13 protein-coding genes and 1 pseudogene are annotated in these 13,421 nt (G+C 70.7%); 11 read left to right on the top strand and 3 right to left on the bottom strand.

The genetic code is table 11. The features are described 5' to 3' along the window. Positions 1–259, top strand: a 259-nt coding sequence (locus KBI5_RS08220; RefSeq protein WP_133056973.1) for a hypothetical protein, incomplete at its 5' end; no start/stop codon positions are given. Between the two features lie 14 nt (positions 260–273). Here the strand turns inward: KBI5_RS08220 and KBI5_RS08215 are convergent. Further along, the gene (locus KBI5_RS08215) at positions 274–963 is read right to left on the bottom strand and encodes a hypothetical protein (RefSeq protein ID WP_011435415.1); all 690 of its coding nucleotides are present in this window, start codon (positions 961–963) and stop codon (positions 274–276) included. A gap of 779 nt (positions 964–1,742) precedes the next feature. Between KBI5_RS08215 and KBI5_RS08210 the strand changes: the two genes are divergently transcribed. The 10 genes and pseudogenes from KBI5_RS08210 (at position 1,743) to KBI5_RS08175 (ending at position 11,931) form a co-directional block, all read left to right on the top strand. Then, positions 1,743–2,996, top strand: coding sequence for a glycosyltransferase family 2 protein (locus KBI5_RS08210; RefSeq protein WP_241882746.1), 1,254 nt, complete (start codon positions 1,743–1,745; stop codon positions 2,994–2,996). Then, positions 2,983–3,159 carry a hypothetical protein gene (locus KBI5_RS26195; protein WP_023841309.1) on the top strand — a complete coding sequence of 59 codons (177 nt, stop codon included), beginning with the start codon at positions 2,983–2,985 and terminating at the stop codon, positions 3,157–3,159. Before KBI5_RS08210 ends, KBI5_RS26195 begins: the two co-directional genes overlap by 14 nt. Before the next feature lie 363 nt (positions 3,160–3,522). Then, entirely contained in the window at positions 3,523–5,241 is a 1,719-nt protein-coding gene (locus tag KBI5_RS08205; RefSeq protein ID WP_235463166.1) for a glycosyltransferase family 2 protein, read from the top strand. After that, complete coding sequence (locus KBI5_RS08200; RefSeq protein WP_023841307.1) at positions 5,238–6,920, top strand: hypothetical protein; 1,683 nt, start codon at positions 5,238–5,240, stop codon at positions 6,918–6,920. Before KBI5_RS08205 ends, KBI5_RS08200 begins: the two co-directional genes overlap by 4 nt. Positions 6,921–6,973: 53 nt before the next feature. Then, positions 6,974–7,111: pseudogene (locus KBI5_RS27710) on the top strand (DUF5996 family protein); the annotation flags it as partial. Positions 7,112–7,151: 40 nt separating this feature from the next. Then, on the top strand, positions 7,152–7,352 hold the full coding sequence (locus KBI5_RS08195) for a hypothetical protein (protein ID WP_043591415.1): 201 nt from the start codon (positions 7,152–7,154) through the stop codon (positions 7,350–7,352). Positions 7,353–7,433: 81 nt separating this feature from the next. Further along, positions 7,434–10,070, top strand: a complete 2,637-nt coding sequence (gene pepN, locus KBI5_RS08190) for an aminopeptidase N (RefSeq protein ID WP_085014873.1) — start codon at positions 7,434–7,436, stop codon at positions 10,068–10,070. Between the two features lie 171 nt (positions 10,071–10,241). Then, positions 10,242–10,814 carry a DUF6529 family protein gene (locus KBI5_RS08185; protein WP_011435421.1) on the top strand — a complete coding sequence of 191 codons (573 nt, stop codon included), beginning with the start codon at positions 10,242–10,244 and terminating at the stop codon, positions 10,812–10,814. 22 nt (positions 10,815–10,836) lie between these two features. Further along, positions 10,837–11,319, top strand: a complete 483-nt coding sequence (locus tag KBI5_RS08180) for a Rieske (2Fe-2S) protein (RefSeq protein WP_085014872.1) — start codon at positions 10,837–10,839, stop codon at positions 11,317–11,319. A 60-nt stretch (positions 11,320–11,379) separates the two neighbouring features. Continuing rightward, positions 11,380–11,931, top strand: a complete 552-nt coding sequence (locus KBI5_RS08175; RefSeq protein ID WP_011435423.1) for an FHA domain-containing protein — start codon at positions 11,380–11,382, stop codon at positions 11,929–11,931. A gap of 52 nt (positions 11,932–11,983) precedes the next feature. Here the strand turns inward: KBI5_RS08175 and KBI5_RS08170 are convergent, their stop codons facing one another. After that, complete coding sequence (locus KBI5_RS08170) at positions 11,984–12,349, bottom strand: hypothetical protein (RefSeq protein ID WP_085014871.1); 366 nt, start codon at positions 12,347–12,349, stop codon at positions 11,984–11,986. A gap of 13 nt (positions 12,350–12,362) precedes the next feature. Next, on the bottom strand, positions 12,363–13,163 hold the full coding sequence (locus KBI5_RS08165; protein ID WP_085014870.1) for a class I SAM-dependent methyltransferase: 801 nt from the start codon (positions 13,161–13,163) through the stop codon (positions 12,363–12,365). Between the last annotated feature and the right edge of the window lie 258 nt (positions 13,164–13,421).

Below are 13,421 nucleotides of genomic sequence, written 5' to 3'. Positions count from 1 at the left end.
CGGCGCGGACGTCGACGTCCTCGCTGGCTGCTGCGGCCTGGCCGGCAACTTCGGTATGGAGGCCGGGCACTACGACGTGTCGATGGCGATCGCTGCCCGTACCCTGGGCCCGGCGATCGCCTCGGCTCCCGCGGGCACCGTGCTGCTCGCCGACGGATTCTCCTGCCGGACCCAGGCCGAACACGTCGCCGCCCGGCGCGGGCGGCATCTCGCCGAGTTGCTCGCCGAGCGTCTCGCCGGGCTCAGATCTCCACAGTGACGTCAGAAGCGAAGTCAGATCTCCACGGTGAAGACCGTCGCCGGCAGGCCGTCGCCGTCGTCGGTGACCGCGGCGGGGCCGGCCGGGTTGCCGGCCAGCTCTCCCCGGGGAACGGCGAGTACGACGACGGGATGGTGACGGGCGAGCTTCGCGATCAGTGGCCGGAGCCGGGCGACCTCCACCCGGGTATGGCCGACCTGCACGACTCCCGTCATCCCGCCATCGAGGCGGACGAATCCGTCGGGAACGTGCGACCCGGTGTGCAGGGCGGCCTCGTTTTCGTGCCGCCACTGTCGCTCGCTGATCCAGGCCAGCACCCGCGACCCGCCCACCCCGGCGTTCTCGATCCGCAGCCGGGCGCGGGCGACCATGGCGTGGCGCACGGCCCCCGCCGCGCTCGTCGCCGCCCCGTCGGATTCCAGCTCCATCGAACTGACCAGCCGGGTGCCCTCGGCGGTGAGCCGTACGAGCCGGCCCTGGCCGGCGAGTACGGGATCGGCGGAGGCGACTCCGGCGTTCTCCCAGCGCTTCACGACGGCGCGGGCCGCGTTCTTGGAGATCGGGTGTTCCGGGCCGAGAATCTCCGAGATGTCCGACTCGAAGGCGGCCCGCATATCGAAGATCCATTCGAGGGCGTGGAGATCCCGTTGGTTGAGGCGAACGTGCCCCCTGTCCGCTCTGCTCTTGCGAGGCTGGTCTGACACCGTGCTCCCTGGGGTTTATGGCTGGGAAGTCTATGGGCGCGGGGTTCTGCGGTCGTGACTGTCGTCAACCCGGCCGGGGTGGTTCCACGTGTTGTCGCGATGTACCGCTCCGTGGGGCCGGGACTTGTGGCCCTATGCGGGGATGTTGATCGGTGATTTCTGAATTATAGGGCCGGACGGTACCGGCCAACCGGGTTGCCCGGAAGTGTCGGAAAGCATGCCGGTGGAGTGCGGTGTGGCACGGCGCACCCGGCTTAGCGGGGAGGCCGTGTCTCGGAGTGTTCCTGGTGGTCACCCGCCCCCGCCGGCTGACGACCTGCGGTAATTTTTCGCCCGGCCTTATGACCGTAGGGCCCGGATCGGGCATGGGGTGCCGGTAGATGGCTCGATCCGAGGCTTCTCTTGTTCCGCTGCCTCTGGGGGAAATTCGTTATGATCACCACAGGAATGTGGCCGCGTGAATGTTGCGCTGTATTGTCCGGAATTCGACGGATCGGGATTATCTCGGCGTTGACTCGCGTTTCGCGGGTCTGTGGCCCCGGGGGGATCYGATGACCTCGACCGATCAGGGGGGCAGGACCGATCAAGCGAGTAGGACCGATCAAGCGAGTAGGACCGAGCAGGGGAGCCGGACCGGGCCGGCGGGCAGACCGGACGACCGCACGGGCCTGCTCCGTCTGCCCGTTCTGCCGCATCCCCGCCACCCGCTGGAGCGTCCCGAGCGGACGGGCGGTTCGGYCGCGGAACCGGTCGGTTCCCGGCTGGACGTCGGGCCACAGGTGTCGGTCGTGATACCCACCCGCAACGAGGCGCGCAACGTCGAACCGCTGCTGCGGCGCCTCGACGAGGCGCTGCACGGCCTGTCCGGAGAAGTAATCTTCGTTGACGACTCCGACGACGGAACGCCCGAGGTCATCGCGCGCGTCCGCCCCTCGGTGCGGTTACCGGTACGGGTGCACCACCGGACCCCGGCCCAGCGGGTCGGCGGGCTGGGGGGCGCGGTCAGCGAGGGCTTCGCGCTCTGTGCCGCGCCCTATGCGGTGATCATCGATGGGGACCTCCAGCATCCGCCGGAGACCATCCCGGCGCTGCTCGGCACCGCCGTGGAACATGCCGCCGATGTGGTGATCGGCAGCCGGTACGTGTCCGGCGGCAGCGCATCGGGGCTCGCTGGAAGCATGCGGCACCTGGTCTCGACGGGGTCGAACCGGTTGTGTCGGTGGGTCTTCCCCCGTCGGCTGCGCGGCGTCTCGGACGTGATGAGCGGCTTCTTCCTGGTACGGGTCGCCGTCGTGGACCGGGCCGGCCTGCGACCGGACGGCTACAAGATCCTGCTGGAGCTGCTCGTCGCGTCCGGACGGCTGCGCGTCCGCGAGATCGGGTAYGCCTTCGCCGAGCGGCACGCCGGGACCTCCAACGCCTCGCTGACCGAAGGCGCCCGCTTCGCCCGGCGGCTGTTCGCGTTGCGGGTTCCGAAGCCCGCGCGGTTCGCCCTGGTCGGGGCGTCCGGGACGGTGCCGAACCTGCTTGGCACCGCCGTGCTTCACCACGTCGGCTTGCACTACCTGGTCGCGGCGATCGTCGCGACCCAGATCGCCGTCGGCTGGAACTTCCTCGGCTGCGAGCTCCTGGTCTGGGATCGGGAGACGGGTTCCCGGCTGCGTCGCTATCCGGCGTTCGCGCTCATCAACAATCTCGATCTGGTCATTCGGCTGCCACTGCTCGCGGTGCTGGTCGGGCGATGGCATCTCGGCGTCGGCATCTCGACCCTGATGTCCCTGGCCGCCGCGGTGATCGTCCGATACCTGGTGGTGGATCGGCTGGTGTACCGGCGACGGGCGGTGTCTGAGCGGGCGGTGTCTGAGCGGGCGGTGTCTGAGCGGGCGGTGTCTGAGCGGGCGGTGTCTGAGCGGGCGGTGTCTGAGCGGGCGGTGTCTGAGCGGGCGGTGTCTGAGCGGGCGGTGTCTGAGCGGGCGGTGTCGCCGTCCCACGGAAGGCCGTCGGAGGACGGGGTGTCCGGTGCGGTTTCGTAGCCCACCCGCCGGTGACGGCGTACACCTCGGCGCCGGTGGGGTCCTCATCCGGCTGTTCTGTTCCGGGCATGCGCAGCTCCCCGACAGGCGGATCATGCTTGCCGGCGGCACCTTGGCGTATTCCACGCCGACGACGAACTACAAGGGAATGGCGAGGAGCTAATTCGCCGACACCACGGTCGCCGAGTACGTGGCCGACCTCCCGAAGCTCGTCGCGRCGAACTGACCTTCCATCCAGGCCGGGGACCGGACCCGCCGCGGTGTCGCCCGCCCGCGGTGCTCCGTGCCCACCCCTTTCAGGCAGGTACAGGTGACATCCGATTCTGATTCCGAAGTCCCGCGTGCGCGGGCGCTCCCCCGCGGCGCGCGTCGGCATGCCCATGCGCACCGAGATCCCCGCGTGCCCCGACGCTCACCTCGGCTGTGGATGGTAGCGGCCGCGGGGTGGTGGGCCGCGGGGTGGGGGGCCGCCCTGCACACCACGTCGGCCCTCGTGTTGTCCGCGTTGGTCGGTCTGGACGGGAGCATGTCTTACCTCTTGCCCGGCGCACTCGCGGTCGTCCTGCCTCGGATGTTCGGCCGGGGTGGCCGGGGCCGGCGGATCCCGTGGCTCGCCCGGCTCGCGTGCGAGTCGGGCGGCTGGTACGTCTACATGTTCGCCGGTTCGCCGGACATCAGGCTGGTCTCGTACGGCGGTCCGCGCCTGGGCCAGCCGTTCGCCGTGGTACTGGGCGCGGTGGCGGCGGTGACCGGCGGCCTGGTCCTGTCCGGTCGGCTCCGGGCGCGGACCCGCGGGTCGATCCCCGGCGCCAGCCGCCGGCGGCGCTGGGTGTGGGCGCTGGTCAGCGTGCCCCTCGCGGTGACGCTGGGGGTGCGTGCGGCCGAGCATCACCACGTCGTGCTACTCGCCGCATGGACGATCGTCTCGTTGCTGATGCTGCTGGTCGCCAGCCTGACCCTCGTGCGCGGCCAGTACAGCTGGCAGCGTCCCGAGCGGGTGCATCACGTGGACCTGACCGGCAACCTCGCGCCCCGCAACCGCTTCTCCCTCATCGTCCCCGCCCGCGACGAGCCGGTGCTCGGGCGGACCCTGACCCAGATCCTTGCCGGCGACTACCCCGGCGACCTGGTGGAACTGGTCGTGATGGTGTCGTATGACGAGGTCGACCAGGAGACCCGACGGGTCGCCGAGGAGATCGCCGGCCGGCATTCCAACGTGCGGGTCGTCGCGCCCGAAGGCAGCCGGCGTAGTAAACCCCTGTCCCTGGAGGACGCCCGCCGGCACTGCACCGGCGACCTGGTCGGCGTCGTCGACGCGGAGTCCCTGCTCGCCGGGGGACTCCTGCGTTACGTGAACACGCTGGCCCTGCGCCACGCCGACGTCGGCATCTTTCAGGGCGGCGTGCAGCTCATGAACGCGCGTGCCACGGCGTGGCGGCGCGCCGCGGACCACTCACCGATACGGGCGTTCCTCCACTGGTTGGACGCGGGCACCTCCTGGTGGCGGGCCCGCAACTGCCTCGAATACTACATCTGGTTCATGTCGCGGCTGCGTTTCCAGGCGCGCGCGCGTTTCATCCCACTCGGCGGCAACACGGTGTTCATTCGGCGAACGGTGCTGGAAAGGCTCGGTGGGTGGGACGTCTCCTGCCTCACCGAGGACTGTGACCTCGGGGTGCGGGCTTCGGCCGCCGGAATCCCGACCGCGGTCTTCTACCATCCGGATCTGACGACCCGGGAGGAGACCCCGGAAAGCCTCACGAAACTCATCATCCAGCGCACCCGCTGGATGATGGGGTTCATGCAGGTCCTCTTCAAGGGGGACTGGCGGGCGCTGCCGGGAGCACGTCAGCGCATCATGGCGGTGGAGATGCTCACGATGCCGTTCTTCCAGGCACTCGCCGGCGTCCTGCTGCCGGTGTCGCTGGTCCTCACGTTGTTTCTGGCGGCGCCGACCGGTCTGGTCATCGTCTTCTGGCTTCCGTTCGGTGCGACCGTCATGACGGTTTTCTCCGAGCAGGCGGCGTTCCGCGAGTTCGCCGAGGCGTACGGGCTCGATCTGCGTCGCTGGGACAGCGTGCGGCTCGTGCTCTGCGCCCCGCTGTACCAGCTCGCGCTCTCCGCCGCCGCGGTGCGCGCCACGGCCCGGTTGCTGCGTGGCCGGGTCGAGTGGGAGAAGACCTCCCACTCCGGGGCCCACCACAGCACCGGCTCCGGCCGCTTCGAGCTGGAGGCGGCGTCGTGACCGCACCCGACGCCGCGAACCCGTACCCCCGACCGCTCGGCCCGCAGACCGCCGTGACCTGGATCGCAGCCCGGGCCGGGGAGCTCACCGGCCGACTGGTCGGCTGGGTCGGCGTCCGCCGCCGCAGCCTGCTCCTGCTCGCCGTGCTCCTGACGGTGGTGGCGGTGCTGCACGGTTACAATTTCGACGGCTGGCCGGGCCGCGTCACCGACGACGAGGGCACGTATGCCGCCCAGGCTTATTCGATGCAGTACTGGAACCGGATCGCGCATTACACGTACTGGTATGACCATCCGTTCGGCGGATGGCTGTTGATTGCCATCTACACGAAGATCACTGATGGTTTCAACCGGGCGCCGACGGCGGTCACCGCGGCCCGCGAGCTCATGTTCGGCGTGCATCTGGTGAGCTGCGTGCTGCTGTACCGGTTCGGYCGGCTCCTCGGCCTACGACGGTTCTTCGCCGGCCTGGCCCTGCTCGTCTTCTCGCTTTCACCGCTCGCCCTGTGGTATCAGCGGATGGCGTTCCTCGACAACATCGCCGTGATGTGGCTGCTCGCCGCCCTGGTGTGCGCGGCGTCGCCGCGACGCAGTGTCGCGGCGGCGGCGTTCGCCGGGATCTTCATGGCCTTCGCGTTCTGGTCGAAGGAAACCGTCCTGCTCTTCCTCCCGGGGTTGTACGTACTGCTCCGGCAGAATCGTGATCCTCGTAACTGGCGATTCGTGCGGCGCAACTTCATGGGCTGCCTGATCGGCGTGTGCGGCATCTACATCCTGTATGCGGCCGCGAAGAACGAGCTGTTCGAGGGGCCCGGCCACGTCTCGCTGGAATGGGCGATCAGATGGCAGCTGTTCGACCGGGCCCCGAGCGGCAGCGTGCTCGACACCGGCAGTGACACCTACCATGTCGTGCGGTCCTGGCTCGATCTCGATCCCTACCTGGTCCTCGCCGGTATTGCGGCCGCGGTTCCCCTGCTCGCCCTGCGGCGGCTGCGGGTCGTCGCCGGACTACTGCTGCTGCAGTTTGCCTTCGTCTTCCGCAACGGCTACCTGCCCAACCCCTACGTCACCGCGATGCTCCCGTTCGCCGCGTTGTGCGTGGCAGGGTTGCTCGACGCCGTTCTGCCGAGTGGAGCACGGCCGCGACGCGGTCCGCCGCGTCATGCCGGGCCGGGGTCGGGGCCCGGGGCGGGGGTGGGGGCGACCGCGGCCATGATCGTCAATGGCCTGCGCTGCCTCGTGGTCCTGGTGGCCCTGTCCGTGGCCGCCGCGACGGTGATCCCGGACTGGACACCGAAAATTCGCACCGCGCTCACCCAGGACGCGAGTGCCCCGAGCCGGGAGGCGACCCGATGGTTCCTCGCGAACGTTCCCCCGGAGGGCATCGTTATCACCGACGACATCGCTTGGACCGACCTCACGATCGCCGGGCGCCGGCCGCTGCCGGTGTGGTTCTACAAGCTGGACCTCGACCCTCAGGTGCGCGGCCGGTTCCCCCACGGCTGGCGTGATGTCGACTACCTGATGATGGGCAAGCCCCCCGACTCGGTGCTCGCTGAGGTCCCGCTCGTCGCCGAGGCGCTCCGGCACTCGGTGGTCCTCAAGTCGTTCGGCGATGGAGAGATCGAGATTCGCCGGGTCATCGTCCCGGACTGCCGCGGCCGGCCTGACCGGTGCTGAACCCGTGACATCTTCCCCTCCAGCTGACCGGCCGTGGACTGACGACGCGTCCGATGGGCCAGGTCGACGGAAACCCGATCTTCACCATCGACTTCGACTTCGTCGGTCATGAGCTGGTCGTCCAGCGCCTGGACGGCGAGAGGATCTCATTTCCCCTGGTCGCGCAGTCGGTAGCGTCGTTCTACCGCCGCACCTTCGACGCGCTGGCGGCGCTCGGCATCAAGATCCGCCTTGACCATCCGCATCCGTGCCGTCCTCCCGCTCGCGGCCCTCGAGCGCGGCCCGGACCGGCGGGCCGGCGTTCTCGACTTCGACGACAGCGCCTACCGGGCCGGGGCCTACCGGGCCGGGGCCTACCGGGCGGGTAGGGACATCGAGCGGTTCGCCTGCCCCCACGGCGTCACCGACCCTGTCCTCGCCTCCGGGCACTGACATCGACGGGCCACCCGGCAAGATCGGGGGGTGACCAGGTCCACGTCGGACGGGCGGCGAGGCATCTCATAGGTTCGCCGTATGCACAGCCTCACCCGGGACGAAGCCCTCGCCCGCGCCGGCCTGGTCCGCGTCGATGGCTACGAGATCGAGCTCGACCTGACCGCGGCTCGCACGTCGACGGAGTTCGGCTCGACGACCAGGGTGCGCTTCAGCCTCCGTCCCCCCACGGACGGCTCCCTCGCCACGGACGGCTCGTCGGCGGACGGCGAACCGGCACCGGCGACGTTCGTCGAGCTCAAACCGGTATCCATCCAGCAACTGTGGCTCAACGGCCAGCCGCTGGACCCCTCCGCCGTCGACGGCAACCGGCTCCCCCTCGCGACGCTGCACGCGACGAACGAGCTCGTGGTGACGGCCACGATGAGGTACTCGAACACCGGCGAGGGGCTGCACCGGTTCACCGACCCGGAGGACGGCGAGGTCTACCTGTATGCGCAGACCTTCCTCGACGACGCCCAGCGGATGTTCGCCTGCTTCGACCAGCCCGATCTCAAGGCGCCGGTGCGCCTGAGCGTGGCCGCACCCCCCGACTGGACGGTGCGGGCGAACGGTGCCGGGAAGCAGGCCTCGCCGGGGCGGTGGGAGTTCACCGAGACGGCACCCCTGGCGACCTACTTCGTGACGGTGGTCGCGGGGCCGTACCACCTCGTCGAGGACTTCCACGACGGCATCCCGCTCGGGCTGCTCTGCCGCCGCTCACTCGCGCCGTACCTCGACGCCGACGCGGCGGAGATCTTCGGCGTCACCCGGGCCTGCCTGGACCGCTACCACGAGCTGTTCGCGAGCCGGTACCCGTTCGGGACCTACGATCAGGCGTTCGTGCCCGAGTTCAATGCCGGCGCGATGGAAAACCCGGGGTGCGTGACCTTCCGGGACGAGTTCGTGTTCCGCTCGGCGGTGACCGAGGCCGAACGGGAGCTGCGTGCCGTCGTCATCGCCCACGAGATGGCCCACATGTGGTTCGGTGATCTGGTCACCATGCGCTGGTGGGACGACCTGTGGCTGAACGAGTCGTTCGCCGAGTACATGGGCTATCGGGTGACCGCCGAGGCGACGCGGTTCACCGGGGCGTGGACCAGCTTCGCCGTCGGTCGCAAGAGCTGGGGCTACGCCGCCGACCAGCGGCCGTCGACGCACCCGGTGGCCCCGGCCGACGTCCCCGACACCGCACTCGCCCTGCTGAACTTTGACGGCATCTCCTACGCCAAGGGAGCGTCGGCCCTGCGGCAGCTGGTCGCCTGGGTGGGCGACGGCGCCTTCCTGACCGGGCTGCGGACGTACTTCGCCCAGCACGCCTTCGCCAACGCGTCCCTGGCCGACCTGCTCGCCGCGCTGACCACGGAGAGCGGCCGGGACCTCGCCGGCTGGGCCGAGGTGTGGCTGCGCCACGCACAGGTCAACACGCTGCGCCCCGAGATCACGATCGGCTCCGACGGCCGCCTCGCCCAGGTCGCAGTGGTCCAGACGGCACCGCCGACRCACCCGACGCTGCGTCYGCACCGCATCGGCATCGGCGTCTACGGCCCGGCGGAGCAGACCGAGCCGATGGAGCCGACCAATCCGACGGAGCCGACCAATCCGACGGAGCCGACCGGGCCGATCGTGCTGCTCCGCCGGGTGGAGGTGGACATCGATCCGGCGGCGCCGGGCGGGCGCACCGGGATCGCGTCACTGGTCGGGAGCGAGGCGGGACGCCTGCTGCTGGTCAACGACGGCGACCTGACCTACGCCAAGATCCGTTTCGTCCCGGCCGACCTCGCCGCTTTGCCCACTGTCCTGCCGCGGACGGCCGATCCGCTTGCCAGGGCGATCATCTGGGCGGCCGCGGCCGACGCGACCCGGGACGCCGAATGGCCCGCCGCCGACTATCTGACGCTCGCCGCGGGTGCGCTGCCCCGGGAGACCGAGATCGCCGTCTTCGAGGACGCCCTGCGTTTCGCCCGGGCCACCGTGCTGAACCGCTATCTCGCGCCGTCGGCGCGACCGGCGGCGGCGCAGGCGCTCCACGCCGCCTGCGCGCGGGCCTTCGCGGCCGCAGCACCGGGAGGCGGTCATCAGCTCTCCGCCGCCCGCGGGGTCATCGGGTGTAGYGGACCGGCGCAGGCGGGAACGCTGGCGGCGTGGCTCGCCGGGACGGACGTGCCGGCCGGACTGGTCATCGACCCGGAACTACGCTGGACTCTGCTGCACCGGCTGGTCGTACTCGGGCGGGCCGGGGAGGGGGAGATCGCGGCCGAGAGCCGGCGTGATCGCAGCGCCCGGGCCGCCGAGCATGCGGCGCGGGCCCGCGCCGCCGTTGCCGATCCCGAGGCGAAAGCCCGGGCCTGGCGGATGATCGTGGACGACGACACGATGTCCGCCCGGCTGGTCGCCGCGACGGCCGAGGGTTTCTGGCAGCCCGAGCAGGCGGATCTCACCGACGGGTACGTCTCCCGCTACTTCGAGCAGATGCCGGCGATGGCGGCCCGGCGATCCCCGCACGCCGCCCGGCAGATCGCCACCCACGCCTATCCGCAGTTCGCCGTGTCCGTGGGGACGGTGCGGGAGGCGGACGCCCTGCTGGCCCGCGACCGTCTCGACCCGCTCCTGCGCCGCGTCGTCGTCGACGCGACCGACGAACTCCGCCGAGCGGTGCGGGCCCGTCTCCGCCCCTGACGCCGGGCCCGTCTCCGGCCCTGACGCCGGCCCTGCTCCAACCCACCCGTTATCCGGCCGGCGGCATCGTCATTCCACTGACGATGTCATCTCGCCGACGGCTCTGGACGCGCCCGCGCTCTTTCCGGCATAGTTCGCGCAGCAAGGGTGTCTCAGGGGACGGGGGGCGGTATGGCAGCCGGCACGGACCGGGCCGAACGGCAGACGAGTGCGGGTGCGGCATTAGGCGTTACTTTGTTGGTCGGTGCCGCCGTCGCGGTGTCGACCGGTGTGTACGCGAGGGTTCACGAACCGGCCGGGCGGCCGCTGTTCACCCTCGGTTTCTCTGGCATGCTGCCGATGAAGGCGTGGCTGACGACGGCCGCCGCCGTTCTGCTATTCGTTCAGCTGGCCACGGCACTGTGGATGTGGGGACGGCTGCCCGGCGCGGGCCCGGCGCCGAGCTGGGCCGGTCCGCTGCACCGATGGAGCGGGACGACCGCGTTCGTCCTCACCCTGCCGGTGGCCTTCCACTGCATCTGGGCGCTGGGCTTTGCCAGCGATGGCACCCGGGTGCTTCTCCACAGCCTCCTGGGTTGCGCCTTTTACGGGGCCTACGCGGCAAAGATGATCAGCCTACGGACTAGCGGGTTACCGGGGTGGGTACTGCCCGTCCTCGGCTCGACGGTTCTCGTTTCCCTGGTCGCAATCTGGTTGACGGCTTCACTGTGGTTTTTCACCCGGTCCGGTATTCCGCACGTCTGAACAGGATCCCGAGGAAAAAGTCATGACGCAGGAAGCACCGACGCGGCGCCTCGTGGTCCCCGGCATCGCGGTCACCGTCGCCGCGGGTGCCGTCGGGTATGTCGTCGCCAGCAGCAGCGACGCGGCCGATCCGAAACCAYGGCAGGCAACCGCGGGCGGGACCCGCGCGGGTGGCGACGGTTCGGGCGCGGGTAACGGCGGTGGCCAGGCCGGCGGCGCGGCGCCCCTCGCCCGGGTCGACGAGGTGCCTGCCGACGGCGGTCTCATCCTCGGCGACGCCGGCCTGGTGCTCACGAGGAATGCCGCCGGCACGATCCAGGGTTTCTCCACCGTCTGCACCCATCAGGGCTGCTCGGTGAACGCGATCGCGAAGGGCCGCATCCTCTGCCCGTGCCACGGCAGCGCCTTCGACACCCGTACCGGGGAACCCGTCGCGGGGCCGGCGAAACAGCCGCTGCCGCCGGTCGCCGTCACCGTCCGCGACAACGCGATCTTCCCCGCCTGACCCCCGCGCCCCGATCGCCCGGATCTCGGCAGGAGCCGGATCCTCCCAGGAGGAGAAACAGTGGACCCGACAGGGCTGCGGATCACCGTCCCGTCCGGCCAGAGCGTGCTGTCCGCCGACCGCAGTCACGTCGTCGGCCGGGGCCGTGACTGCGATGTCGTCATCGCGGACGGCCGGGTGTCTCGGCGTCACGTCCTGCTGGAGCCCCGCGGCGATGCCGGGTGGCTCGCCCGGGACGTCAGTTCCAACGGCATCTGGGTGGACGGCGCCCGGACCGGCAGCATCGCCCTGAACGACGGCGAGGTGCAGGTGCACCTCGGCGCGGCGAACGGGCCGACGGTCGTCCTGGCCCCGGTCAGTCCCACGCCGCGGCGCCCGCCCGCCGCGCCCGACGACCCGGACGTCGGGAATCTGGCGACCATGCTGGCCGGCCAGGGCGGCCAGGGCCGCATCGATCCCAGCCCCGTCCCGGCGGGGGCGGACTCCGCCCAGGTTCCGGCCCAGCGTCACGCCGGCCACTCGCCCGTGGCGAGCTGGCTGCGCGCTCTGCCCACCCTCGTGTGGCTCGCCGCGGTCGGCTTCACCCTCGGCGCGTTGCTCGCGCTGTCCTGAGCTCCGGCCGGCCCTCCGGCCGGCCAGGCACTCACCCATCGCGGCCAGGCACTCACCCATCGGTCGTGGACCCGGACGGCAAGCCCGTCCAGACCGGTAGGGGTGGCGTGGGGTAGCGGGGACGGCTGGGGTAGCGGGGACGGCTGGGGTAGCGGGGACGGCTGGGGTAGCGGGGACGGCAGCGGGGACAGCAGGATGTGGCCACGAGCCGGAGCCGGGCCGCGGGCGGCTGTGGGCCGGATCCGGGCGGGTGGGCCTTGAGCACGACGTCACCGTGGCGCACGATCAGCCGTTCACCGTGGTGCGACAGCACGACGGGAGTCTCCCGGCCGCCCGGTCGGAGCCGGCGGGCGAGATCCGCCATGCCCGTCAGCAGAGCGGCGTGCGGGGCGGCGTCGCCAGTCRGCGTGGTCGTCACGAGGCCGATGCCTTCACCGCGTCGGCTTGCGTAGCCGCCAGATGCATTCGGAGGGCCAGCGGCGCGCCCATGCCTTGTCGCCGCGTTCGGGCTGGGCGGGTGCCGGTTCCTCGCTGTGACTGTCGGATGCCGGCGGTGCCGGGCGGGGTTCCAGAAGATCTTCGATGACGAGGTCGTTGTCCCGGAAGAGCCTGATCCAGGTGCCGTAGGGAAGGTTGGCGCTGACCAGGCCGTCGGCCTCGGCCAGCAAACGCAGCCCGAAGTAGTCGCGGGTCAGGCGACTGCCAGGGGCGTCCCGGCCCGGCGCCACGGTGATCTCGTAGATCGGGCTGACGTGGCTGAAGGCGAGCAGGCCGCCGGGGCGCAGCACGCGTGCGGCTTCCGGCACGGCCCGGAAGGGGTCCGCGAAGGAGAAGGCGCCGTGGTCGGCGAAGACGATGTCGAACGAGTCGTCGGCGAAGGGCACCGCCTCAGCACTCGCCTGGATCAGGGGGAAGGACAGCCCGGTCTCCGCGGCGARCTRTCTGCTGTGGTGCAGCTGCCGTTCGGAGAGGTCCAAGCCGATCGGTCGGCCCCCCCGCCGGACCAGCGCGCTCGACCACTGGCCGCCCCCGCAGCCCATCTCCAGGATGTCCCGTCCGGTGACCTCACCGAGCACGCCGAGCCGTGATTCCGGAACGGCCCATAGCCCCCAGGAGATGTCGCCGGTGAACACCTGCCGGCGGATCTGCGGGGCGTTCAGTCGCTGGTAGTCGTCAGAGATCTCGTTCCAGCGGGCACGGTTGGTCCGTACGTGGGCAGCATTATTGATCATCCATCCCTCGTCCTTCTCCGGGTGGCCACGGACTGCGCGCCGATCGCGGTGCCGGGACAGGCCACCGCGGCACGACGGCCTGCCTGCCTCGACGAATCAGTCGGTCATCGTATGAGACCAGCAGGAGCACTCCTGCGCTCGCCGTTGGCGAGGCACACGGCCGCTTCGACGAGGTCGCGGTCGTCCAGTCGCTCCCGCCGCTCACCATGGCGCCGGCCCGGGGGTCAAAATGTAGGCAAAGTAGCCGGACGAGTGATG

Origin of the sequence: Frankia sp. KB5 (genome assembly GCF_002099325.1) — a bacterium.
Classification (GTDB): domain Bacteria; phylum Actinomycetota; class Actinomycetes; order Frankiales; family Frankiaceae; genus Frankia; species Frankia casuarinae.
This window is presented reverse-complemented; position numbering and strand designations above follow the sequence as displayed.

Coding starts and splice junctions, on each gene's coding strand:
- KBI5_RS08205 (WP_235463166.1), top strand. CDS start 3,523: ATGTCTTACCTCTTGCCCGGCGCACTCGCGGTCGTCCTGCCTCGGATG.
- KBI5_RS08185 (WP_011435421.1), top strand. CDS start 10,242: ATGGCAGCCGGCACGGACCGGGCCGAACGGCAGACGAGTGCGGGTGCG.